General features: G+C 44.9%; 18 protein-coding genes and 2 tRNA genes. 1 reads left to right on the top strand and 19 read right to left on the bottom strand.

The window, feature by feature from the left end:
• Positions 1 to 4: 4 nt before the first annotated feature.
• The 12 genes from ACIRUQ_RS15505 to ACIRUQ_RS15450 all read right to left on the bottom strand — a co-directional run bounded on the left by ACIRUQ_RS15505 (position 5) and on the right by ACIRUQ_RS15450 (position 15,337).
• Positions 5 to 4,369 carry an exo-alpha-sialidase gene (locus ACIRUQ_RS15505; protein ID WP_055291047.1) on the bottom strand — a complete coding sequence of 1,455 codons (4,365 nt, stop codon included), beginning with the start codon at positions 4,367 to 4,369 and terminating at the stop codon, positions 5 to 7.
• Between the two features lie 199 nt (positions 4,370 to 4,568).
• Positions 4,569 to 5,360, bottom strand: a complete 792-nt coding sequence (gene truA / locus ACIRUQ_RS15500) for a tRNA pseudouridine(38-40) synthase TruA (RefSeq protein WP_055291045.1) — start codon at positions 5,358 to 5,360, stop codon at positions 4,569 to 4,571.
• Between the two features lie 21 nt (positions 5,361 to 5,381).
• Positions 5,382 to 6,185, bottom strand: coding sequence for an energy-coupling factor transporter transmembrane protein EcfT (locus tag ACIRUQ_RS15495; RefSeq protein ID WP_022036456.1), 804 nt, complete (start codon positions 6,183 to 6,185; stop codon positions 5,382 to 5,384).
• Entirely contained in the window at positions 6,179 to 7,021 is an 843-nt protein-coding gene (locus ACIRUQ_RS15490) for an energy-coupling factor transporter ATPase (protein WP_022036457.1), read from the bottom strand. Before ACIRUQ_RS15490 ends, ACIRUQ_RS15495 begins: the two co-directional genes overlap by 7 nt.
• Positions 6,997 to 7,857 carry an energy-coupling factor transporter ATPase gene (locus ACIRUQ_RS15485; protein WP_021738943.1) on the bottom strand — a complete coding sequence of 287 codons (861 nt, stop codon included), beginning with the start codon at positions 7,855 to 7,857 and terminating at the stop codon, positions 6,997 to 6,999. Before ACIRUQ_RS15485 ends, ACIRUQ_RS15490 begins: the two co-directional genes overlap by 25 nt.
• 78 nt (positions 7,858 to 7,935) lie before the next feature.
• Complete coding sequence (gene trmL, locus ACIRUQ_RS15480; protein WP_021738944.1) at positions 7,936 to 8,442, bottom strand: tRNA (uridine(34)/cytosine(34)/5-carboxymethylaminomethyluridine(34)-2'-O)-methyltransferase TrmL; 507 nt, start codon at positions 8,440 to 8,442, stop codon at positions 7,936 to 7,938.
• Between the two features lie 3 nt (positions 8,443 to 8,445).
• A complete protein-coding gene (locus ACIRUQ_RS15475) occupies positions 8,446 to 9,627 on the bottom strand; it encodes a pyridoxal phosphate-dependent aminotransferase (protein ID WP_021738945.1) in 1,182 nt (393 codons plus the stop codon).
• Positions 9,624 to 10,106 (bottom strand): Lrp/AsnC family transcriptional regulator, encoded by a 483-nt coding sequence (locus tag ACIRUQ_RS15470; protein ID WP_021738946.1) that lies wholly within the window; start codon positions 10,104 to 10,106, stop codon positions 9,624 to 9,626. The genes ACIRUQ_RS15475 and ACIRUQ_RS15470 overlap by 4 nt, the downstream gene beginning before the upstream one ends.
• A gap of 71 nt (positions 10,107 to 10,177) precedes the next feature.
• Positions 10,178 to 11,173, bottom strand: a complete 996-nt coding sequence (locus tag ACIRUQ_RS15465) for an AIR synthase family protein (protein ID WP_021738947.1) — start codon at positions 11,171 to 11,173, stop codon at positions 10,178 to 10,180.
• Between the two features lie 40 nt (positions 11,174 to 11,213).
• Positions 11,214 to 12,773: a VanW family protein gene (locus ACIRUQ_RS15460; RefSeq protein WP_172679912.1), complete on the bottom strand. Its 1,560-nt coding sequence runs from the start codon at positions 12,771 to 12,773 to the stop codon at positions 11,214 to 11,216.
• Positions 12,774 to 12,890: 117 nt separating this feature from the next.
• Entirely contained in the window at positions 12,891 to 13,631 is a 741-nt protein-coding gene (locus ACIRUQ_RS15455; protein WP_055291041.1) for a PolC-type DNA polymerase III, read from the bottom strand.
• The gene (locus ACIRUQ_RS15450; RefSeq protein WP_055291039.1) at positions 13,610 to 15,337 is read right to left on the bottom strand and encodes a B12-binding domain-containing radical SAM protein; all 1,728 of its coding nucleotides are present in this window, start codon (positions 15,335 to 15,337) and stop codon (positions 13,610 to 13,612) included. The genes ACIRUQ_RS15455 and ACIRUQ_RS15450 overlap by 22 nt, the downstream gene beginning before the upstream one ends.
• Before the next feature lie 323 nt (positions 15,338 to 15,660).
• Here ACIRUQ_RS15450 and ACIRUQ_RS15445 point away from each other — a divergent pair, with 323 nt between their 5' ends.
• Positions 15,661 to 15,930, top strand: a complete 270-nt coding sequence (locus tag ACIRUQ_RS15445) for a hypothetical protein (protein ID WP_055291037.1) — start codon at positions 15,661 to 15,663, stop codon at positions 15,928 to 15,930.
• 632 nt (positions 15,931 to 16,562) lie between these two features.
• On the opposite strand, the gene ACIRUQ_RS15440 is transcribed toward ACIRUQ_RS15445, so the two are convergent.
• From ACIRUQ_RS15440 to ACIRUQ_RS15410, 7 genes are all read right to left on the bottom strand, one after another.
• Positions 16,563 to 18,827 carry a hypothetical protein gene (locus ACIRUQ_RS15440; RefSeq protein ID WP_055291035.1) on the bottom strand — a complete coding sequence of 755 codons (2,265 nt, stop codon included), beginning with the start codon at positions 18,825 to 18,827 and terminating at the stop codon, positions 16,563 to 16,565.
• The gene (locus ACIRUQ_RS15435) at positions 18,796 to 20,910 is read right to left on the bottom strand and encodes an RND family transporter (RefSeq protein WP_055291033.1); all 2,115 of its coding nucleotides are present in this window, start codon (positions 20,908 to 20,910) and stop codon (positions 18,796 to 18,798) included. The genes ACIRUQ_RS15440 and ACIRUQ_RS15435 overlap by 32 nt, the downstream gene beginning before the upstream one ends.
• Before the next feature lie 454 nt (positions 20,911 to 21,364).
• A complete protein-coding gene (locus tag ACIRUQ_RS15430; RefSeq protein WP_055291031.1) occupies positions 21,365 to 21,931 on the bottom strand; it encodes a TetR/AcrR family transcriptional regulator C-terminal domain-containing protein in 567 nt (188 codons plus the stop codon).
• A 430-nt stretch (positions 21,932 to 22,361) separates the two neighbouring features.
• Positions 22,362 to 22,432 (bottom strand) — tRNA-Gly (locus ACIRUQ_RS15425).
• Between the two features lie 87 nt (positions 22,433 to 22,519).
• Positions 22,520 to 22,592 (bottom strand) — tRNA-Phe (locus tag ACIRUQ_RS15420).
• A gap of 449 nt (positions 22,593 to 23,041) precedes the next feature.
• A complete protein-coding gene (gene ppk1, locus ACIRUQ_RS15415) occupies positions 23,042 to 25,384 on the bottom strand; it encodes a polyphosphate kinase 1 (RefSeq protein ID WP_242853633.1) in 2,343 nt (780 codons plus the stop codon).
• Positions 25,385 to 25,536: 152 nt separating this feature from the next.
• A complete protein-coding gene (locus tag ACIRUQ_RS15410) occupies positions 25,537 to 25,968 on the bottom strand; it encodes an MOSC domain-containing protein (RefSeq protein ID WP_055291030.1) in 432 nt (143 codons plus the stop codon).
• Positions 25,969 to 26,034 lie beyond the last annotated feature (66 nt).

Here is a 26,034-nt window from a genome sequence, read left to right as displayed (position 1 = left end):
TTGCTTAGAACCGGATGCTGCCAAACATAACCTGACCACTTTTTACATTATAAGCCGTACCATACCATGTTACAGTTCCTGTATAGGCAAAATCTACCTGACCGTTTTCTACATACCACCAGCCATGTCCATTGTGAGCCAGACCGTTATATCCAAAGTCTACCTGACCACGTTTCACATACCACCAGCCGTATTCATTCGCTGCAAGTCCAGTATAGTCAAAGTCGATCTGTCCGTTTTCTACATACCACCAGCCGTATGCATTCTGCGCAAGTCCGGTGTAAGCAAAATCAATCTGTCCCTTCACTACATACCACCAGCCATATGCATTCGCTACAAGTCCGGTATAAGTATCATCTACTCGGCCGCCGCTTACATACCACCAGCCATATGCACTGTTTACCAGTCCGTTACAGTTAAAATCTACCTGACCGTCACTTACATACCACCAGCCGTATTCATTGGCTGCAAGTCCGGTATAGGTGAAATCTACCTGACCGTCACTTACATACCACCAGCCATACTCATTTGCTACAAGTCCGGTATAAGTATCATCTACTCGGCCGCCGCTTACATACCACCAGCCATATACACTGTTTACCAGTCCGTTACAGTTAAAATCTACCTGACCGTCACTTACATACCACCAGCCGTTCTCGTTCTGACCGAATCCGGTATAAGATAAATCAAGTACGCCGCCTTTTACATACCACCAGCCATATTCGTTGGCAGTAACGCCGGTATAAGATCTGTCTACTTCACCTTTTACGTTCGCATAATACCATCCGGTCTGCTCGCCGACTGTGATATATCGCAATGCATAGGTACGATTCAGATCCGGATCATCCTGTCCGCAGTTTGTGCAGGTTCCGTTTACATAATTATGACCTTTGGCTGCGATCACTTCACCTTTTCTGACAACCTCATCACATACGGTACAAATTTCATCTCCTGTGTAACCTTCTTCTGTGCAGGTTGCCTTTGCTGCACCACGTACTTCCGTCTTGTGACCAGCTGCCTTGATTACTTCACCTTTTTCGATGGTCTGACCGCATGCGGTACAAACTTTATCTCCTGTATAACCATCCTCAGTACAGGTTGCTTCTGCTGCTCCCTGCACTTCTGTCTGATGTTCCAGTGTCTTGATGGCTTCACCCTTTGCAACGACTTCACCGCAGTTAATACATACTTCATCTCCGGTATAACCTTCCTCTGCGCAGGTTGGCTCTTTTGTATCAACCACAACAGTGGAAGCATGGTCACATACAATACCTTCTTCTTTGACTGCTACAAAGTAAATCACATCTCCGACTTTTACAGAGGTACTTCCATTTGCCACTCCGGTAAATGTAATGGTAGAACTTGCTGTCGCTGCCGGATTTACATAAGTTTCATCGGAAACTTTTGCCACATGCTTGTAGTTGATGCTTTCCAGCGTCGGGTTCATGATATAGTAATTTCCACCGACTTTTGAAGTGATCAGATATTCGCCGCCATCCTCGACTCCGGATACACCATTGACGAGTTCATATCCCGGTATTGGAGAATCTGCCGGGGCATTTGCAGACGGTTTATACAGTTCAAATTCACAGGTCAGTGCAGCCAGTGTGGAGTTTCTGTCATAGTATAATCTGGATGCATCGTGCCAGAAGTACAGATAACGCTGGCTTGTAGTGCCATAAAATCCAATGGTCTGATTACTTCCTGACTGCAGTTCAATGGTTTCACCCACATTCCGGTTCGGAATTCTTGGTGTTCCGATATTTAAGAATGTGGTGCTTCCATCGGTTGTATGTCCGGAAATAACATAGCGGTTTTCATCTACTTTTTTAAATGTATACAGATTATCGGAAATTGCTTTCTTATTCTCTGTAGTAAATGTTGCCACATCGGATGCAGCTAAAACTGCCTGTTCACTGGATGAAACTGTTTCTGTGACTAATTTTGCCACATGATCATATTTTTCCGTTCCGGTGGAAGGAACCAGCACATACCGGCTGCCATTCGTATCTGCTTTTGTAACGATCAGATAGTTTCCGCCCGCTTTCAGTTCTGCAGTACTTTTTACTTTTTTATAACCGTTGATCAGCTCATAATCAGACGCTGAATCAGACGGCATATAGATTTCAAAGTAGCAGTTTGCATCTGCTGTATTCTGTCTGTCAAAATGAAGCTTGGATGCATTTGTATGGTGGAAATACAGATATTTTCCTGCCCCTCCTGTGGAATTATCCATCAGGCTGAATGTATCATCAGAAGCGTTTTTTGTAAATGTGATCAGCGGCTGACTTGCTGTTACATTTGGAAGTCCGGATTTGCTGGAAGCTTTCGGCCCCAGATAAATTGCCGTACCGTCTGCACCCATTGCTTTTACTTTATAAGTATCTGTGCCGCTTCCTGCCTCCAGTGTATACAGGCATTTATTCAGATTTACTCTCTGCCCGTTGAAAACTGCAATGGCTGTGCCAAGCTGTGCACTTGTTTTTTCAATGGTCTCTTTTATATCTGTTCCATCGATGGTCACATTTGCAACTTTACTATCTACGGAAGAAAGATCTGTATCTGCATAATTTACACCTTTGATATCAACTGTTTTTGTCTCGCCTTTTTCAAGATCAATGACTTTGTAATTTTCAGCATCTGTTACAGTGATATTCATAACCACAGATTCATCTTCTGATGTGACAGTTACTTTTACCTGTTTTAAACCTGTGACATTAGATCTTGCTTTCAGTGTCAGTTTTCCATTCTTATAAGTTGCGCCCACAACCGCTCTGTTGGATGATGAAACCTGTACATTAGCATCTTCTTTTGATGTATTTACCTTATAAGATACTGTTTGATCCGGTTTCATTACCGCAGATTTCACGACTTTGTCATTCTCATCGGTAACCCATACTCTGTCGGTTGACACATTCGGTGCCACATCCTCAAATGCAAGTTTTTCAAACTGCAGTTTGTTATCATCATACTCATACAGAAGTCCCAGGTCACCATTTTTCAGTTCTGTAATGCAGGAGTATGCATAATGAGAACCGTTGGTCACTACATACGGATCGGACTGCCACTGGATACTGCCATTCTCCTGCACCAAGCCCAGCCAGATCCTGCCGGAATTGCGCGCACTTGTATCGGATGGTCCAGCAAACAGGATTGCTGTCTTTCCATTGACTTTCTTGGAATAAGTGATGGCTGTCAGCTGGCAGTTATTATTGTAACTGATGCCCATGGATTTCGGCCCAGACCATGTCGTTCCGTTATCCTCTGATACATAGTAAACATTCTGTCTGCGGACAAACATATAGACTCTTCCGTCTGCCTCTGTCATAACTGCCTCAGAACTGATCGCAGACATAGACGCTCCACGATGCCAGGTCGCACCATTGTCATCCGAATAAATTATTGAACTGTTCTTGTCTCCGCCGGTAAACTCATAACAGGTAAACATGATTCTTCCGGTGGATGTCACAATACCACGTCCCGGTCCAACCAGAAGTGTCTGCTCACTTTCCTTCTTTACATTTGCGAGCTGTGGTGCAGACCATGTGGCTCCGTTATCTGTTGATTTTACGATATAAATAAAATCCGTCGGATATGGGAAATATGGAGAATCGCCGCAGAACAGGTTTGTATCTACTGCATTTTCTCCCTCTATGCTCTTAATATTGAAATGATCATCGATCACATATCCTGCAACTGTGTTACCCTCATTGTCTTTGATCTCATAATAAGAATCTGCTGTTGCATCTGATTTTTTCTCCAGATGATAGCTGAAACTTGCCACGGAACGCAGAGCAGAGTTTGATACTCCATTCACGTCTTCTGTAACTGCTGCCAAAAGCAAATTTCCATTCGCATCATATCCGGTGCTTCCGGTCTTTGGCGCATAAGCCGCACTGTTCAGCCCGATGGCTGCCGGATACAGATCACAGGCCATATAGATGGCATCTCCTTTGGTAACCAGAGCCGCATCGATAAATGCGCTGGAATAATAGTTGAACTTGTTTCCATTATCTCCCAGATAATTTGCCACGGTGTAGGACCAGTTTTCTCCATCATCTGTAGATCTGGAAACAACCGTATCAATTCCGCCGCCATCGCCGCATTTATCCCAGCGGATATCTGTCGCCGCCACCAGTGTGCCATCCGCTGCGGTGGTCAACGCCGGAATACGGAATCTGGTATAACCGTTTGTGGAATTGTGCTCTCCCAGAAATAATTTTTCCGGAAACGGCTGAGACACGGTTGTGCCATTTGCCGGTCTCGCTCCGTCTCTTACATTGTTTGCCGCACTTGCAGTAATCGGTAATCCCCCAAATGCAAGAACGCCTGCCAGTAAAAGTGCCAGGATTCTTTTCTTGTTTCTCATATGCTCTCCCTTTCTGTTCAAGACCTGTCCGCAAATGTTGTGGTATTCTTCGTTTTCATACAATCATTACAACTTTTTTTGCATGACAGTTTTATCAATTTAGTTACTATAATTTCTATTGTATCTTAAACAGAAAAAAACTGCTTGGGATTACTTGCGTTCTCTTCAGCAGTTTTTATATAATTTGGAACTTATTCCTCTATTTCTCAGTTAATTTCCCACCTGGCCTCATCAGGTTCTCCGGCAGAATCTCATATTCCACTCCAATCATAGTGAGACCGTGAGCCGGTGCAGTCGGCCCTGCCGCTTTCCGATCTTTTTTCTCTAATATCGCTGGAATATCCTCCGGTGCAATTTTACCGATTCCCACATCAAAAAGCGTTCCTGCAATGATCCTCACCATATTATAAAGGAATCCGCTTCCGGTGACACGGATGGTCAGCAGATCACCCTGCTGTTCTAATTCGCAGGAATAAATCGTGCGTGTGGTGTCCTCTACTGCCGTATTTACCGAACAGAAACTTTTAAAATCATGTGTTCCCTCGAACCGTCTTGCTGCCTCACACATCGCCGGAATATTCAGTTTTCGATAAACAAACCATGTATCCAGCCGTCGCTGAGGCATCGGGAATTCGCGATTCAAAATGCGATACTCATATGTTTTACGGCTGTTACAATGACGCGGATGCCAGTCCGGTGGTACCTCGCAGGAATTCTGCACTACAATATCCTCCGGCAGCCGCTGATTTAACGCATAGGAAATCTTTTCTGCCGGCATACGGGCATTCGTATCAAAAACTGCCACATTTCCATAAGAATGTACGCCGGAATCTGTACGGCTCGCACCGATCACCACAATATCTTCCTTCAATAATTTACTTAATTCCCTGTTCAGAACACCCTCTATCGTAATTCCGTTTGGCTGCACCTGCCACCCACAATAATTGGTGCCATCATAGGCCACCACAAGTTTCACTCGTTTCACACTCATCTTTATCCGTCTCTTATGTTATTATATAGAAATTCTAATCACAATAACCACTGCCAGATACAGTACCATCACCACATACGCTTTGTAATCCACAGAAATATAATGCAACGGTTTCATCTTTGTCCGTCCTTCACCACCATGATAGCAGCGTGCTTCCATCGCTGTCGCCAGATCATTTGCTCTACGGAACGCTGACACAAACAACGGTACCAGGATCGGTACCATCGCTTTTGCTTTTTGAATGATATTACCCTCTTCAAAGTTCGCTCCTCTTGCCATCTGCGCTTTTTTGATCTTGTCCGCTTCCTCTGCCAGGATTGGGATAAAACGCATGGCAATGGACATCATCATGGCAATCTCATGCACCGGAACACCGATCTTAGAAAGTGGTTTCAGTCCTTCTTCCAAGCCGTCTGTCAGCTTATTCGGTGTGGTAGTCAGCGTCATTACCGAGGTTCCCACAACCAGATACACCAGACGGATCGTAAAATAGACCGCATTGCTGACACCGGTATCTGTAATATGAATAAATTTCCAGGCGAAATAAGTCTGCGCTCCCTGTGTGAAAAACAGGTTACACACCGCAGTGATGACCACCAGGAGCCAGATTGCCCGCACACCTTTCAACATAAAGGAAAACGGTACATGTGACATCCGAATAATGGCTATCAAAAACAATGTCACCACGATAAATCCCACAAAATCATGAAACAGAAACAGAGACACAATGTACATCAGTGTCGCCACCAGTTTCACCCGGGGATCCAGCCGGTGAATGACTGATTCCGTCGGATAATATTGTCCAAGTGTAATATCCTTTAACATAACTTTATAATCTCTTTCTTTGCTTCCTCGATCGTTGTCACTGTCGTATCCACAGGAAATCCGGCTTTTTCCAGATCTTTCATCAGATAAGTCACCTGCGGGGCCGCCAATGACACCTGTTCCAGCTCTTGCACATGGGAAAATACTTCTGAAGGTGTTCCGTCCAACATCAATGTTCCATGATTTAAAACTACGATCCGCTGTACATAATTTGCCATATCTTCCATACTGTGTGATACCAGAAGCACCGTCATGTCCATCTTTTCATGTAATTCCCGGATCAGGTCAAACAGTTCATCCCGCCCCTTCGGATCCAGACCGGCCGTTGGTTCATCCAGGATCAATACCTTCGGATTCATGGCAATGACTCCGGCAATGGCGGCACGCCGTTTCTGTCCGCCGGACAATTCAAAGGGAGACATTTCCCAGTATTTCTCAGAAAGTTTTACCCGCACCAGAGCCTCTCTGGCTTTTTCCAATGCCTCTTCCTCAGAAAATCCCTGATTCTGCGGGCCGTATGCCGCATCCTTCAACACGGTCGTCTCAAAAAGCTGATACTCCGGATATTGGAACACCAGACCGACACGTCCCCGCAGGGATCGCAGAGAATAGCCTGGTGCATAAATATCTTCCCCGTCATAATAAATATGTCCTTCATCTGCTTTGATCAGGCCGTCCAGCAGCTGGATCAGTGTAGATTTTCCTGAACCGGTATGACCAATAATGCCAATAAATTCACCGTCGTGAATCTCAAGGCTCAGATTTTTTAACGCATGTATTTCATATGCACTGCCTTGTGCATAAGTATAACTCAGGTTTTCGATTTTAATTGACATATTGCCTCCACCAGTTCCTGTCTGCTCAAGATTCCATCCGGAAGCGGCAGACCTTCCTGCTTCAGTTCCCAGGCCAATCGGGTAATCTGTGGAACATCCAGTCCGTATTCCAACAATGTATCCACCTGTGAAAATATATCACGGGGCATGCCCTGCATCACTACATGTCCATCATCCATGACAAACACATAATCCGCATCAATGACTTCTTCCATATAGTGCGTGATCAGAATGACTGTCACACCTTTTTGCCGGTTCAGACGATGCACCGTGTTTAATACTTCTTTCCGTCCATTTGGATCCAGCATGGCGGTAGGCTCATCCATAATAATGCACTTCGGCTCCATCGCCACGACACCGGCAATCGCCACACGCTGCTTCTGTCCGCCGGACAGACGGTTTGGGGAATGATAGCGATATGCTGTCATGCCGACTGCCTCCAGGCTCTTTCCGACACGCTCCCAGATTTCCTCCGTCGGAACACCGATATTTTCCGGACCAAAGGCCACATCTTCTTCCACGACTCCGGCCACGATCTGATTATCCGGATTTTGAAAGATCATACCGGCTTCCTTGCGGATATCCAGAATGTTCTCCTCTTTTGACGTATCTTTTCCATCTACCCAGACAGTACCTTCGCTCGGTGTCAGCAATGCATTCAGATGTTTTGCAAAAGTAGATTTACCGGAACCGTTATGCCCCAGAACGGCAATAAACTGCCCTTCTTCTACTTCAATATTCACATCATCCAGCGCCAGCGTCACATCTTCTATTTCTCCCTGTTCATCCCGGCGTACAAATTTATGTTTTAACTTTTCTGCCTTAATAAATGCCATGTGTAAGAATCCTCTTTCACGCTTATCTTCTCATTTTCTGTGAATCATTACATTTTCACACAAAATAGCTTAAGCACATTATTCTATATAATCGTCAAACTTTGTCAGATGTCCCATCAGCTGCATCTGAGAAAAATCATTCTGGCGCAGTGCTTCGTACAGCACAACGGCTACCGAATTAGACAGATTCAGGGAGCGGATTTCACTCAACATCGGAATCCGCACGCATCTGTCTTTGTTATGTGCCAGAATCTCTTCCGGAATTCCGGCGCTCTCTTTTCCAAACATAATGTAACAGTCTTCCTCATAGGACACTTCTGTATACACATTCTGTCCTTTTGTGGTTGCCATATAAATCTTTGCACCCGGATTTTTCTCCAGAAATTCCTGATAATTCACATAAGTGGTCACATCCAGATCTTTCCAGTAATCCATTCCCGCACGCTTGATCTGCTTCTCATTCAAACGAAATCCCAGAGGTTCGATCAGATGCAGGCGGGTACCTGTTGCCACACAGGTACGCCCGATATTTCCGGTATTTGCCGGAATCTCCGGCTCATACAGCACGATATTTAACTTTGCCATAATCTATGCTTCCTTTTTCTCTGCACGAAGCTTCTGTACAAAACGCTCCATGCGGTCTAATGCTTCTTTCAACGCTTCCAGTGAATATGCATAGGAAATTCGCAGAAATCCTTCGCCGCATGCGCCGAAAGCGGTTCCGGGAACGACTGCAACTTTTTCTTCCTGCAAAAATCTGGTGGCAAACTCATCAGAAGTCATACCAAATTCCTTAATACACGGAAATGCATAAAATGCACCAAACGGCTCAAAACACTCAAGTCCCATCTCTTTAAAACGATGCACAAGATAACGACGGCGGCCGTTGTATTCGTCACGCATATGTGCCACATCCTCATCCCCGTTTTTCAGTGCGGAAACACCTGCATACTGGCTGGTTGTCGGTGCACACATAATAGCAAACTGATGGATCTTCAGCATCTGCTTTAAGATTACCTGCGGTCCGCAAGCATATCCGATACGCCATCCTGTCATCGCATGGGATTTGGACAGACCATTGATATAAATGGTACGATCCCTCATTCCGGGCATTGCAGCAATGGACACATGACCTTCCTCTGTATAAGTCAGTTCAGAGTAGATTTCATCCGTAATAACATACAGATCGTTTGCAACAATGACATCCACCAATTCTTCCAGATCACTGCGCTCCATAACCGCACCTGTCGGATTATTCGGAAATGGAAGTACAAGAATCTTTGTCTTCGGTGTGATCGCTGCTTCCAGTTCATCTCTGGTCAGTCGGAACTGATTTTCTGCTTTCAGTTCAATGACCACCGGAACACCGCCTGCCAGTCTTGCACATGGCAGATACGATACATAGCTTGGCTGTGGAATCAGTACTTCATCCCCCGGATCCAGCATGGCACGCATTGCAATATCGATGGCCTCGCTTCCGCCGACAGTAACCATGATCTCATGGTTATAATCATAATCCAGACCGTATTTCCGGTTCAGGAAATTGGAAATCTCAATTTTTAATTCTTTTAAACCTGCATTTGATGTATAGAAAGTTCTACCTTTTTCCAACGAATAGATACCCTCATCACGAATATGCCATGGTGTGTCAAAATCCGGCTCACCAACACCAAGAGAAATTGCATCCTTCATTTCACTTACAATGTCAAAAAACTTACGGATACCGGATGGTTCAATTTCTGTAATTACTTTTGATAATGGGTTTCTCATGGTGTCATCAGCATCCTTTCATCTTTTTCTTTTTCTGCCATAATGGTTCCGTGGTCTTTGTACTTTTTCAAAATAAAGTTTGTCTTTGTACTAAGCACGGACTCCAGCGGTGAAAGTTTGTCTGACACGAACTGTGCTGCTTCACGCAGAGTACGTCCTTCAATAGTTACCAGCAGGTCGTAGCTTCCGGAAATCAGGTAAACTGCATTTACCTCCGGATAGTTGTAAATACGCTCTGCAATCTTGTCAAATCCCTGTCCTCTCTGTGGGGTAACACTTACCTCGATCAGAGCAGTTACTTTTTCAATATCAGTCTTATCCCAATTGATCAGCGTATGATAGCCGCAAATGACATGATCTGCTTCCATCGCAGCCAGCTCATTTGCCACACTAAGCTCATCCTCGCCGAGAATAATTGCCAGTTCTTTGATATCAATACGACTGTTTTTTTCTATAAATGTTAAAATTTTTTCACGCATTGTCAGTTCTCCTTCACATTTCTCAACATTTTATAACCACTGGTTCTGAAGAATACCAGCATTCGACGGTTCTATATCTTGAACTCCATACCGTATACCTGAACCCCCGCCCGCAGCGGTTCTAAAAATCTGCGTTCGTCCTCGTTGATCACAACCCGGTCATTGTCCGCTGTGGCTTTTCCGATCACAACAGCCGGAATCCCCTGCTGCTTCAGATCCAATACCAGACGATTGCCATCCGGCGCAGCCAGCAACAGGCTTCCGGTGGACCCCAGCTGATATGGATTCAGATCAAAAAACTCACAGATTTCTACGGTTTCCTGCCGAATCGGTATCTTCTTTAATTCGATTTCCAGTCCGACGCCAGAAGCTTCTGCCAGTTCCCACAATGCACCGAAAATGCCTCCTGTGGTCACATCATGCATGGCTCTCACGCCAGACTTCACGGCGGTAGCAGCCTCCGGAATCACTGAAAAATACTGTTGAAACCGTTCTGCATCATCCAGAAGATGCCGTGGATATCTGGAGAGTAATGCCTCTCTGCGGCTGCGGGCAAGTTTTGCCGTCGCCTCTAGTGCGATCCATTTCGTCACAACAATGTCGTCCCCCGGCTTTGCACCTGTGGTAGTGGAAAGCATTCCCTTCTTTGCTTTTCCTACCGCCGCAATAGAAACAACCGGGCGCTTCACTGCATCGGTCACTTCTGTATGTCCGCCCAGGATCTGTACCTGCAATGGTTCACATTCCTGTGCAATCATCTGAACCATCTGACGCATCTGCGCTTCCTCAATCTCAGGCGGAAGCAGTGCTGTCAGCATCAGTCCCACAGGTTCCGCACCTCCGGCAGCCAGATCATTCAGATTCGCATGCACGGCACACCGTCCATCCAAAGAATCTTCCCAGATTACCGGGTCGGCAGAGATCACTGCTACTTCATCCTCTGCCACCGCAAAAGCTGCACAATCCTCTCCGATACCCGCTGCCAGCAGTACATCCGGACGTTTCAGATGCAATTGTTTGAAAATGGAACGTTTCAATACGCTCTCTGCTATTTTTCCCTGTTTCATAATTTATGTTCCCTTATTATTTCCGAATATTCTGTCAGACCTACTGTGCTGTCTGTGCCGGAACAGTTGTCTGCTGTGTCTGATCCTGTGTCTGTCCCTGCTGTGCAGAATCTGCCGGCTGCTGTGTCATATCTGTTGTTGTATCTGCTGCCGGCTGCTGCACTGCATTTTTCCACTGTGCCGCTGCTGCCCGGATCGTTGCCTCATTCTGGCTTGCAATCGCTGCTTTCATTGCCGAAACAGCTTCCGGATTGGCAGATGACGTACCTACGGCATAGATCTTCGGTGAGGCTTTGTATGTCGTCTTATTAAATATTTCCCGGCTCTGCTCCACACCGTCCACAGTGACCACCTTCCACAAACGGGCCGATTTTCCCACATGCGCACTCTGTGTCTGCGTGATTGTTCCTACTGCATCTGAAGAAGCCTCGAATTTCACACCCGGATCGGTAGTACTTAATGTCTCACTGACAAAAGAAACTTTCCGGTTTGCAGCTCGGGTCTCCTGTCCGTAAATGGTAAAAGATACATTTGATCCGCTGGCAGATCCTTCTATATAAATCGGTGCTTCAGTATTATTTTTAAACTTAAAATCTTTATACTCTCCGGCAATCGCCGCATCTGCGGAAGGATCGACATAACCGACGATCATGGAATGACCGGAACGCTCCGTCACTTCCAATTCTGCACGGATGACTGCATTATACAGGGTAGTAGATACCTGACAGATTCCACCACCATATGCATCCACAGTGGTACCGTTTTCATAGGCGCCTGCCAGCTTATAGCCATTATCCGCATTAAACGGTGCCACAGTCTGATATACGGAAAATTCTTCTCCCGGATAAATCACACTGCCATTGATCTTCTTACTTCCGTTGGCAATATTTGCCTTTCTTCCGGCTGCAGAAGATGCATAATTCGTGCTGAAAGTTCCCAGTACATCTTTTACTTTTGACAGTTCCTCCTCCGAACCCTGCGGTTTTGTCACCTCTGCCGCCAGTTCCACGGTATTGTCATCCTTCCAGCCTTCTTTCAGGCTATCATCAATGGCATCCACGGATTTTTTCACATCCACAACGATTCCATCCTGCCCTTCGATGATCTTGAATGCTCCATTTTCACGGGTCAGACCGAAATCAACGGCTTCCCGGTTCAGTTCTGATGTATGATCCTCCAGATATGCGGTTGTCTTTTCTGCATCCACCATCAGCGGAAGTTTGAATACTTTATCCTCATGTTCCAGATCTTTGCCCGCTTTATAACGTGCGATCAGGTTGCCGCTTTTTCCGTAAGCCACAGCCTCTTTCACACTCTCCTGATCTTCCCAGGTAAGTCCCAGTTCCTCTGCTGTTGCCTCCACAGAAACATCATTGATGGTAAGTGTAATAGTTTTATCCCCCAGATCCTGTACATAATCCTGTACCGCATCCACAGCTTCTTCCTTTGTCATACCGCCTACTGCAACATCCCCGATAAAGATCCGGTCCGCGATCACCGGATGTTCTCCTTTTTTTGCCTGTGCCGTCTGATGACCGAATCCCACTGTCAGCAACACGGCTGCCCCGAGAACCGGTAATACTCTGATCCATTTTTTCATGTTCTGTTCACCTTTCCAAATCATATCAGAAATGCAGATAAAATGCCGGTTACTACCATTGCCACCAGCACGATCAATACTACAATTGACGCTAACAGTCTTTTTTTCTTTGATCTTTTATACATTGTCCGAACCCTCCTGTTCCGGAATCCTTCCATACTGCGCATAAATCTTGTCAATCATACGCGAAGCCTCACTTTTTGTCAGGCTGTCGATTTCAATATTAAATTCTATTCTATGATAAATCATCAAATGATTCAAGTCTCTTTTTTGTGCCGGAGTCAGTGGTCCCTGCTTTTTCACCTTGTAATGCAACGGCTTTGGTACAAACAGTCCCGGCTCCTGCTGCTGATACTTCTGTTGCAGCATTAAAAACAGTTCTGCCGTTGCTTTTGCATCGTCCACCGCCCGGTGCGCATGTTCCCGGTCAATCTGAAAATATCCGCACAGTGCCTCCAGCGATTTTTTCTCCGGCTCCTTCAGTACTTTTCTGGCAATCTTCAACGTATCCAGGGCACTCCGCTCCAACGATATCTTATGATTGACTGCACATTGTTTCAAAAAACTGTAATCAAAGATCACGTTATGTCCAAGAAATGGCGCCTCTCCCGCAAACTCCAGAAATTTTCGCAAAGCCTCCTCTGCCTCCGGAGCATCCTCCACCATCTCCGGCCGGATTCCTGTCAGTTCCGTAATCCGTGCATCAATCCTGCGATGCGGATTCACAAATGTCTGAAACGTGTCCCGCAACTGTCCGTCCACCAGACGCACCGCACCAATCTCCAGGATCCGGTCTGTTTTAACCTGCAGTCCGGTCATCTCCAGATCCACCGCAATCAGTTCTCTGGTCGGTTCCATGTGGTATCTCCCTCCATTTCTGCTTCGCTGATTTCGGTAAATGCTGCTTCATTTGTTAACGGATCACGTACTTCATAGTCAAACAGTAACCACATCGGCTGTTCCTTCTGCCTCAGAGTTCCCCGTGCATCCAGCCAGTTAAATTTCTCCAGATGACAGTATTTTTTTTCCAGTCCATGTGCCCGCAGATAAGCGGATGTTTTCTTTTTCTCTAATGCCAGGTCCCGTGCCCATATCGGCCGGCTCTTGGATTTTTCAATTTTATACAGGTCAAAAATCAAAGCCTCTTCATAAGCCGCCCGATGTCCGGCATCCACACTCTCTGCAAATTCCAGTACTATTTCGGTCCTGCGCACACGGTTATGGCTACAATCCAGATACCCATGACTTCTATAAAAATGTCCCATATCAAGAAACATTTGAAAAGCACTTGCATACCGTTGCTCCAGAACAGCCAGATATGTCAGAAACTGGCCACTATTATAATGAAGTTCCAACATTTCTTCCACCAGGCGGATTTCCAGCATCTCATCATAGGAAACCCATTTGCTGGCCAGCACTTCATACGGCGGTTTCGTCCGGTAGATCAGTCCATATTCGGATGCATGCTCATACATATAGGAACCTTTCAGCACTTTCAGAAATCCCAGCTGCAGCTGCTGCGGATGCAACGCATAAATGTCATCAAAAGACTGCTGAAATCTCTCATAATCTTCAAACGGAAGTCCTGCGATCAGATCCAGGTGCTGATGTATATTTTTCCCTGCTTTCACCCGGTTCACAGCCCGATACACGTCCTCTAACCGCATAGTACGGTGAATCTCACGGATTGTAGCTCCGTTCGTAGACTGTACACCAATCTCAAGCTGAATCAGCCCCGGCCGCATATCAGAAATCAGTTCCAGTTCATCCTCGCGGAGCAGATCTGCGGATATTTCAAAATGAAAATTCGTAATACCGTTGTCATGTTCCTTGATATAATTCCAGATTCCCATAGCATGCTCATGCCGGCAGTTAAAGGTACGGTCCACAAATTTCACCTGTGGCACTTTTGCATCAATAAAAAACTGCAGTTCCCTGTATACAAGCGGAAGACTACGAAACCGCAGCTTCTTGTCTACCGAAGACAGGCAGTAACTGCAGGAAAACGGGCAGCCACGGCTGGATTCGTAATAAATGATCCTGTGTTCAAAATCCTGCAGATTCGCATAACAAAATGGAAGTTCGTCCATGGGAAGCAGGCTGCGCAGTGGTTGGACCGCCACCGTTCCGTCCCCTCGCCGATAGGAAATACCGTCGATTTTTTCCAATGAGCTTTCCTGTTCAAAACTGGTACACAGTTCAGTCAGTGTCCGTTCCCCTTCCCCCATCATAATTCCGGTAATCGCAGGATTTTCCTTCAGAAAACGTTCCGTCTCAAACGAAACCTCAGGACCACCAACCCAGATTGGCACCTCCGGCCGCAGCTTGTGAAATTCTGCCGCCAGTTCCCTTACATATTCAATGTTCCAGATATAGCAGGAAAAAATCAACACATCCGGTTTCTGGCAATAGATTTTTTCCAGAATATCATCCAGCTGATTATTAATGGTATATTCCGCCCGTTCTATCTTATGTCCCTGTGCTTCTGCATACGCCTGCAAAGAATAAACGGCCAAATTTGAATGGATATATTTTGCATTAATCGCGGTCAATAAAATCTTCATCTAAAATCTTTCATCTCTTTTCTCTCTTTATGATCCGCATTCACCGATCATGTATCTTATTCATCTCAGTCTGAGTCAAATAAATCTGACTTGAACTTTTCATAAGTATTTCATACGATACCACAAACCCCAAAAAAAGTGAAGCGAAAAGGAATACAAAAAAATCTGCATTCCTCTCAGTCTGAGATGAATATGTCAGTTTACGCCGACCAGAATCACGCACCAGATCTCACGTGCATTCGACTTGAACTATGCTTGCACATTTTCCCTGCAAAAGTTAAAATAATTTGTAACTATTCAAGAATTTTGAAAGGACGATTCTCATGATTGAAAGAACAGATATTTTTAACATTAACTTCTATAAAAAAGAGCGGTTTCACGGCAGCTACAAAGGCATGCACTACCGCATTGAAAAACATGAACCGGAAGAAGGGGACACTGTGCTTCGGGTGACTGTATGGCCGGGACCTTATAATTTTGATACCACACCGGATGAACAAAAAAACTGCGCCAGCTATCCATTTACCGAGGATGGTCTGACGCAGGTATGTGATCATTTGAACGAATTTTATGCGGCACATTTTTGTAACTGAATCAATTCTTGTTTGTCTTGTTGTTGGCTGAAATTTAATTTTTAATACGAAAACGAAGCATCCTGTCAGGACGCTAAACGCTCACTACCCTCGTTTCACGTCGTTTTCATCGCGCTCGTTCCCACGCCTGAAAAAGAGGTCGTTCCCACTCGCGCAAAAACTCGTGAAACTCGGTCGTTTGCTTAATCGCTTTCCCTGACAGGATGCTTCGTTTTCTGTATTTACACAGTGAAATAATCAGCCATTCACACGACGCACTGCGTGCCACACATGCATATAAGCTGATAGCATAGTCTCTGTTGACTTTAGCTTCCGTGTCATTCTTTGCTCTATATAGATTTGTGCATGCGACATAACGAATATTATGTCATCAGCTTATGTGCATGCGTGGCATACGGTGCCGTCAAGTAAATGGGGCAAATCCGGAAGCAAAATCCAAGACAAGACGGTAGGTTGATTTTCGTCACCGTAGCGAGCATAGCCCGCCTCCGTGAGTGTGTCTGAGCACGCTGTTTTTGCGTGCGAGTTCGCGGGAGGAGGCGGAAATAAGCGGCGCAGCGGAGGTAGAAAATCATCCGTGTCTGTCTGGATTTCTGCTTCCGAATTTGCCCTTTACACAGACAAACAAGAATTTATTTTTCAATCGCTTCCGTACGAATAATAAATTTCACACTTCCGCTCATATCATCTTTTAAACCGGAGAAGGTATGATAAGACTGTCCTGCATCCAGTACCAGATCCACGCGGTCTAACAATGCTTCCACATCTCCGTGATATGCATCACTCAGTTTCTGAATACCTTCCTCATCGAACTGAATCATGCCGTCACTGAGTGTCTGTGCACCATCTTTCAGTTTTGCGGCTCCCGAGCTTAAATTTCCACTGTTATTATCCAATGCCGTAACTCCTGCTTTGAGTTCACCGCCTTTGCTGTTTAAGGTATTGACTCCTGCTTTCAAGGTTGCGCTGTTGCTGTCCAGTGTTTCAACTCCGGCATTTAATGTCTGGATTCCTTTCATCAGTTCCGGAACACTGTTGTTCAGACTCTGCATACCGACTGCCAGCGGTTGGATCCCTTCACCATATAATTTCCGGACACCTGCGCTTAATGTCTGAGCGCCTGATACCAGACCACCGTTTTCAATCTGAGAAGCGATAGCCGATTTTGCAGAAGCGATTCCACTCTTTGCACCTGCCACAGCACCCTGTTTTGCAGCTTCTGCGGCCATTCCGCCAATCTGGGTGGATGTACCGTCAGCAATTCCACTGATAAGCTGGCTTGAGACATTTGACACAGAAGATGCTGACGCTGCTGTCATCTTATCTGCATATGCCTTTGCATCCGCTTCCAGTGCATCGCTCTTTCCTGCCTGTGCATATGCTTCTGCATTCAGCTGCTGATATGCAGTTTTGTATGCACCGTACATTGCCTGGCTAACACCATTCTCAACTTTGGACTGAAGTTCATCACTTCCTGTTAAAGCTGTTTTATACTGACCGGCTGCCTTTTTTGCGATTTCCTGATAGGTCTCGCCGTCTTTTGCAAACATCTGATTTACAGTTTCCTCTGCCTGAGCTGCTTCTTCCTCTGTCACTCCTGCATGCAAAGCAGCATCCAGCTGATCGATTCCGGCAGAAATCTTTTCTGCACCACTGACAATGCCATTATCACCTTCGAAATAAGTCTGCACCTGCATCGCACCGCTCACCAGCTGTGTAATACCATCTTTAAGATCTCCCGATTTATCTGCCAGCTGCTTCGTACCGCCTGCCACCTGAGCCACACCGGCTGTATAACTGTCCACACCGTTTTTCACCTGTGCCACACCATCTGTATAGGCGTTGATTCCACTCTTCAATGTGGAAACACCGGAAGTATAAGCATTGATACCGTCCAGCAAGGTACCTGTTCCGTCTGCCAGTTCCCTGCTTCCGGACACCAGCTGTGCAGATGCATCACTGAGAGAATCGATCGCATCTTCAATACCGGACAGATCGATATCCTGATCCACATCCAGTTCCTGTAAAATATCACTCATCACGAACGTCATCGTCATATCCAGTGAAAAATCTTTGACATCTGCAGTCACTTCCATATAATCCGGAATATTCACATCCTCCAGATTCTTGCTGTCAAGATCCAGGCTCTCGGACAAACCAGGAAATGCAAATCCCACAACCACCTGATTATTTCCGTCACTGACTACTTTTCCGTTTGTCACTTCCACATTTGTGAAGTTTTTATTCAGCATCATCCCGGTTACTGCCGCAAACGGTACATAGACACCATTCTCTGCTTTTTCCTTATTTGTGTAATCCGCACGGATCGTCACTTTTCCACTCTTGCCAGCCAGTTCCTCCGGTGTAATCTCCTCACCGTCCAGATAATATGTCATTTTCATTTCGATTGGGAGATTACGGTCTGTTTTTCCCTGATAGTAAATATCATTGCCATCTGCCTGCCAGGTCAGTGTTCCGTCTGCATTCTGCGTAAATTTTTCATCACCTTTTACATTTTCAATATCTGTCAGATCACTGACATCCTCGATGGTATCTGCACCGAGATAATTTTTCAGCCAGTTACTTACAATAACCTCATTGGGTGTTCCGTCCGGATCAGCCACCACATAAACGGTTTCTTCCTTTTCTGCTGCCGCGTCATTATCTGTTTTTGTCTGAGTTTTGAGCACCTGGGTCAGAACATCCTCCGCATCTGCAAAACGGTCTTCTGTGTCAGCACCACGCTCCTGTGTGGTTTCCTGAGCCGTTTTTGCTTTTTGTCCATAGACATGATACGCACCCACACCACCGGTCACGATCACTGCTGCCAGTACACAGGCACCGGTACGAATTACTTTTTTTGATTTAAGAAACTGTTTTACTCTTGAAAATTTCATTTGCTTTTTTCTCCTTTTTCTTTACTCCAAAACCTGCGCTTGTTGCACATATTACCTTGTCAAATACCATATACATCGCCGGCAGTACAAAAATAACGACTACCATACTGATCAGGGCTCCCCGAGCCATCAGAATACACAGCGAACTGATCATGTCGATGTTGGAATACATACCAACACCAAATGTAGATGCGAAAAAGCTCAACGCACTGACTACAATAGACTGGGCGGAAGATGCCACTGCATGCTGCACCGCATCCTTTTTCTCCATCCCAGCTGCCCGTGCACTCTTGTAATTGTTTGTCATCAGGATTGCATAATCAACAGTCGCACCCAGCTGAATGGTTCCGATTACAATGGATGCAATAAACGGAATTGATGTGTGCGTGTAAAATGGAATTGACATATTTACAAAAATTGCAAACTCGATAACTGCCACCAGAATGATTGGCAGCACCAGCGAACGAAACACCATTGCAATGATCACAAAAATAGCCACGATTGAAATCGCACTGACTACTTTAAAGTCTGTATCTGTAATAGTAATCAGATCCTTCGTACACGGCGCTTCACCAATCAGCATACCGTTTTCATCATAATCTGCCACAATTTTATTGATCTCATCAATCTGAGTATTTACTTCATCCGAAGCGGTCTTATACTCTGAGCTGATCAGAATCATCTGATATTTATCATCCTCGATGATTTCCCGGACGGACTGTGGAATCATATCTTTCGGTACCGAAGGGCCTACGATGCTGTCAATACCGATAGCCGTTTTGACACCATCTACCTTATCAATACGATCCAGCATTGCCTGCGCATCTTTTGCTTTCATATGACTGTCTGCCAGCAAAATGTGAGTGGAATTCATATCAAATTCTTCATCCAGTTTCTGGTTTGCCATGAAGCTTTGCAGATCCTCCGGCAGTGTACCGGCCAGATCATAATAAACTTCCGCATTTTTCTGTCCGTAAACAGCCGGAAGCAGAAGCACTGCAAAGATCAGCAGAAAAACAGGGAAACGTTTTGTCACAAAACCGGACAATTTTCCAATATCCGGAAGAATTGCTTTGTGTCTCGTTTTTTCCAGCGGTTTATCAAAAATCAGAATCATGGACGGCAGGATTGTAACACATCCGATCACACCGAATACAACACCTTTTGCCATAACGATTCCCAGATCCATACCCAGTGTGAAACTCATGAAACACAGAGCAATAAATCCGGCCACCGTCGTAACAGAACTTCCCACAACAGAGGTAACGGTCTGGGCAATGGCATGTGCCATGGCATTTTTATGATCCTCCGCAAATATTTTCTTCTGATTCTCATAACTGTGCCACAGAAAAATCGAATAATCCATGGTCACACCGAGCTGCAGCACCGCACTCAACGCCTTGGTCACATAGGATATCTCTCCCATAAACACATTTGTTCCCAGGTTATATATGATTGCCATACCGATACTCAGCAGGAAAAAGATCGGAATCAGGAACGAATCCATGGTCAATGACAATACCACCAGCGACAGGATCACCGCCAGCAGTACATACACCGGAACTTCCTTGTCAGACAGATCCCGAATATCCGTAACAACCGCTGACATACCACTCAGGAAACACTGTTCATTGGAAATGGCACGAATCTGCTCCACCGCTTCCATTGTCTCATCCGCCGACATTGTCGTATCATACATGATAAACATCAGTGTACCTTCGTCGCTGAGAAATACTTTCTGCATCTTTTCCGGCAGCATATCTGTCGGAATACTGATATCTGCTACGCTGTCATACCAGAGCACTGTCTTGACATGATCCACATCTTCGATTTTTGCCTTCAGGGCACTGATCTCTTTATTCGACATGCCGTCAACCACAAAGGTAGAAAACGCTCCTGTTCCAAATTCATCTACCAGGATATCCTGGCCTTTCATCGTCTCGATATTCTCCGGCAGATAGGAAAGAATATCATAATTCACTCTTGTGTGCAGATAGCCAAGCACGGAAGGGATCAACAGCAGGATTGCTGCAATAAATATGATGATCCGCGACTTGACTACACCTTTTCCAAATTTCAGCATCTTTTCTCATCTCTTTCTATTCTATATTTTATAACTGTATCAGCACCTCATAGGCAGGTGCCTGTTCGTTGTAATAGAATAGAAAAAAAGATTGGATAATAGAATATCCAATCTTTTTTGAGTGTATCATTTTTATACTCATTCTCTTGTATATGCATACGTTCTATATACATATGTGTTGTTTTGTATATGGAAAAAATACGCATATGTGTTGTTTGTATTTATACTACTTACATTACCTGCTTATCAGCAAACTGTACAACTTACCAAAAGGAGTGTAAAGCGGACATTCGCAATCCGCTTTCGCTATTTGCTCATGAACGCAGTCGCTTTGCGACCTGTCAGTGGGAGCTTTTAACTCCCACTGACATAAGCATCCCCCTTACCCACCGCTTAGTGCTCTACGCACTTGAAGCGGGGGAATGCTTATTCTGCGTTCACATACCTCCCACCTTTAAATATCTGCCAGCACATCTGCCAGAGAACGTGTAATCATAAAACCATATACCTCCACCAGCTCTTCCGGTGAAATCTCCATACCGCTCTCAATCCAAGTCATCATGATATACGTCATCGTCTGGGAATAATAAGCCGCAATCCGCTCCGGGTTAAGCCACTGGTTTTTCGGAACTTTTCCTTTCATCTTCTCCTCAATCATGCCGGTAAGAAGAGAACGGATGCCGATCTCCACCATCTCCCGGAAGGAATTCTGACCTTCCATCCTTCCGACACACATGTAAAAATTTTTTTCTTTCTGCATCTTGGAGAAAATAATCTGCATCGCCTCATTGATCATACCATTTTCCACCAACGGCTGAATCGGAAGAAGGATATCCTGCACCAGAATCCACTCCAGCAAACCGTATTTGTCACTGAAATGGTGATAAAACGTCGGCCGGATCACTCCTGCCCCATCCGTAATCTGTTTGATTGTAATCTTTTCCACCGGCTGTTCACATGCCAGCTTCTTAAAACTCTGTGCCAAAGATACATTCACCGGTAGTTTCTGTCCGTCATTCATGTTAAATTCCCCCATACATTCAAGTCGAACGCACGTGAGACTTGGTGCGTGATTCTGGTCAGCGAAAGCTGACATATTCTTCTCAGAATCACTGCACATCTACACTTCGCTTCGGTCGGCGCAAAACCATTGTCTCCCAGACAATGTGCGCCCTCGCGGAGCGTTTATCTCAGTCGGAGATTGAACTCCCACTGAGAAAGATTTGTTATTACTCACCACTTGCAGAAGTGGGAGTCTCAACTCAGACTGAGATAAAAAATACAGTTCACCCGCGCCATTCGCAAAGCGCCCATTCGGGTTTCCCCGTAGCTGCGCTACTATCTTTGCTCATAAAAAGGCGCCCCTTCATCATTATGTACTCAGGTAATTCCTCATGCAAGCATAATCATTACATGAATACATATGATGAGTGAACTGTAAAATAAAAAAAAGCGGGTGATGGGAATCGAACCCACGTATCCAGCTTGGAAGGCTGGTGTTCTACCATTGAACTACACCCGCATGTACAATATTTTGTTGTGTCAACTCATCGACAGGTGATATACTATCACATTTATACTTTGATGTCAACACTTTTTTTATAATAAATGCCCAGTTCCGGAATCGAACCAGAGACACGAGGATTTTCAGTCCTCTGCTCTACCAACTGAGCTAACTGGGCAATTGATTTGTTTATTCTATCTTATTTTTCTACTCCTGTCAAGACATTGTTCAAGTCAAATCGTGCGCCATTCACTCATTCTGTTACAATTCACAGCGTCATTCGCACAAAATACCCATACTGGGCTTACGATCAGCAGAACTTGTACTGGCAACATAGCAATATACGTTGCATCATCTGATAACGTATATTCGCAAAATCTACCGCTTATTAATATGATTCCTGCAACACATGTGCGAATGACGGTAGATCAATTTTCGTCGTTGGAGCGAGCATAGCCCGCCTCCGTGAGTGTGTCTGAGCCAACAGCTGTTTCTGCTGTGGGCGAGTTCGCGGGAGGAGGCGGAGATAAGCGGCGCAGCACAAACAGAAAATTGTTCGTGTCATTGCACATGTGTTGCAGGAATCCATTTATATCGTAAATTTTGCGTTCATCACTTCCAAATTATTTAGCGATTTTCCATTGTCTCGAAATACTTCTGTGCATTGATCAGTTCCCCATCCTGCACGGCATGTACATACTGGCCATCTGCCATCTGTATTCTCGCCTTCACATTATCGGACATGATCACATCGAAGATATGAAGCACACGTTTTTTGATATCTTTATCATAAATCGGTGTTGCCACTTCCACACGCCGTGTGGTATTTCTGGTCATAAAGTCTGCAGAGGCAATATATACCTCATCATTTCCGAAAATATAGATTCTGGAATGTTCCAGGTAACGTCCCACAATGCTGCGTACAGTAATATGATCTGTCGCTCCCGGAACTCCTGCGATCAGACAGCAGCTTCCGCGCACGATCAGCTCAATATCCACACCAGCCTGAGACGCTTCCATCAGTTTCTCAATAATCCGTTTATCTGTCAGGGAGTTCATCTTTGCACCAATATATCCGGGTTCTCCGCGTTTTGCCAGTGCAATCTGTTCATCCATTTTAGAAAGAATCTTGTTACGCAGACATTTCGGTGCAACCATCAGATATTTGGTCTCCTGCATCACCTGACCGAGACAAAGTTTGTGGAATACTTCATTTGCTTCTGCGCCAATCCCCTGATGCGCTGTCAGCAGTGAGAAATCTGTATATAGTTTTGCTGTTTTCTCATTATAATTTCCGGTTCCGATCTGTGTGATATAAGAAATATGACCTTCCTGTTTCTTTGTGATCAGGCAGAGTTTGGAATGAACTTTCAGTTTATCCAGACCATACAGGATCCGGCAACCTGCGTCCTCGAGCCGTCTGGACCACTCAATATTATTTTCCTCATCAAAGCGGGCACGAAGTTCCACCAGTGCCACAACTTCCTTGCCGTTTTCTGCAGCATTGATCAGCGCCTCAACGACTTTACTGTCATTTGCCACACGGTACAGTGTCATTTTAATAGATACGACATTTGGATCTTCTGCCGCTTCATTCAGCATATGGAGGAATGGCTGCATGCTGTCATATGGGAAGAACAGGAAGCGGTCTTTCTGCTCCACCTGTTTCATGATGCTTTCTGACATATCGATATCTGCCGGGATCTGCGGTGTATACTTGTCATAAAACAATTCCTTTTTACTTCTCAGCAAATCACGGATTCTTGAGAAAAAGGACAGATCCAGCGGTGCTTCCGAATGAAAGATATGCTTTTTCTTCAGATCCAGATAGCCACACAACGTATCCAGAACAGACTCATCCATCAATCGTGTATACTCCAGTTTGATCGGACATAATTTTCGTCTGCGGCTTACCAGCTGTTCCATTACCTGACGGAAGTCTGTATCATCATCATACATTTCCTCATCCGGATCAATATCAGCATTTCGGATGATACGGATCAGTGATTTACTCTTAATCTTATACCGGTCAAAAATCAGCGGAATATAATGCAGAATCAGTTCCTCACGGAGCATGAAACGATTCTCATGTCCCGGGATCCGCACCAGACGCGGAATCACATCCAGATTACATGGCACGATCCCCAGTTTGTCCCGGTTTTTCTTTTCCAGCACAACCACTGCATAAATATCTTTACTTTTTAAAAACGGAAATGGCTGTTTTTTACCAATGATCTGCGGTGACAATAACGGGCGTACTTCATGTTCAAAATAGGAATCCAGAAATTCCACATCCCGTTTTTCCAGTTCGGAATAACTGCAGATTTCCACTCCCTGCGTCTCCAGTCCACGTTTCAGTTCTGCATAAGCAGCATCTTTACGCTGTGTCAGTAGTTTCACCTGCTCAAAGATTGCAAACAGCTGTTCCTGACAGGTCATATTTGTCTTATTATCACGGATATCTTTGGATACCAGCATCTGATCATACAAAGAACCGACACGTACCATAAAAAATTCATCCAGATTACTCTGAAAAATAGATGCAAAAGATAAACGCTCACAAAATGGATTCGATGTATCCTCAGCTTCCTCTAAAACTCTTGTATTGAACTTTAACCATGATAATTCTCTGTTGTCATAACATGAATGAACCATTGTTCCCCCACTCCTCATTATCTGTTCTGTTGTTACCTGTACTTCTGTCCCATGTCCATCTCTTTCCGATACATTTGCTTCCACCATATTTCCATCTGCACACTGTGCCTGTACGGTTGTTGCATTTACCGTCTGTAATTCCATATCTGATACCTCTTTCATCATTTTTGCTTCCACAGGTATCTTCTGAATCACATTTTCATGCATTGGCTGTACACTTTTTTCACCGTCACCCCGGGGTGCCATACTGTCTTTTTGCTGATGCACGGGTTTTCTGCCAAATAATCCCCGTATTATATTTGCAATTCTGCTCATATTTATTTTATCCTCTTATGCTTTCTCTTATGCTTTGCAAAATCCCTGCGTATTACTAATAATATTTCTTTTGAAATTTTGCCGCTATCAGCATTTTATAAAAATCTTGTAAAATCAATGTAAAACACAATGCCTAAAACAGTTCTTTTTTCTTACTCTACGATAACCAATTCGTCGCCTACCTTGATGGTTCCGCCTTCTAATACTTTAGCAAACACCCCTTCCCGCGGCATGATGCAGTCTCCTACTACTTTATAAATCTCACAATGGCTGTGACATTCTTTACCAATCTGTGTCATTTCCAGCAACACATCATTGCAACGAAATTTTGTACCCACCGGAAGATTTCGAAAATCATATCCATCTACAATCAGATTTTCTCCAAATGCACCAAACTCCACAGCCACACCTCTGGCACGAAACTCCTCAATCTTCTGCAGTGAAAGCAGACTTACCTGACGATGCCAGTGTCCGGCATGCGCGTCATTTTCGATGCCCCAGTCTGAAACAAATTTCGCCTCTGAAACTTCATGCTTCTGTGTCCCTCTCTTTTCACTGATACAGATTCCTCTTACAATTCCCATATTCCATACTCTCCTATCCCTGTAATATCTTTATTCTACCATCTTTGGAGGCAAAAAAAAAGGACT

The organism is Eubacterium ramulus, from assembly GCF_045002895.1.
Taxonomy (GTDB): Bacteria; Bacillota; Clostridia; order Lachnospirales; family Lachnospiraceae; genus Eubacterium_I; species Eubacterium_I ramulus.
Note: the sequence above shows the minus strand (reverse complement) of the source record. Positions and strands in the feature narration are given on the sequence as shown.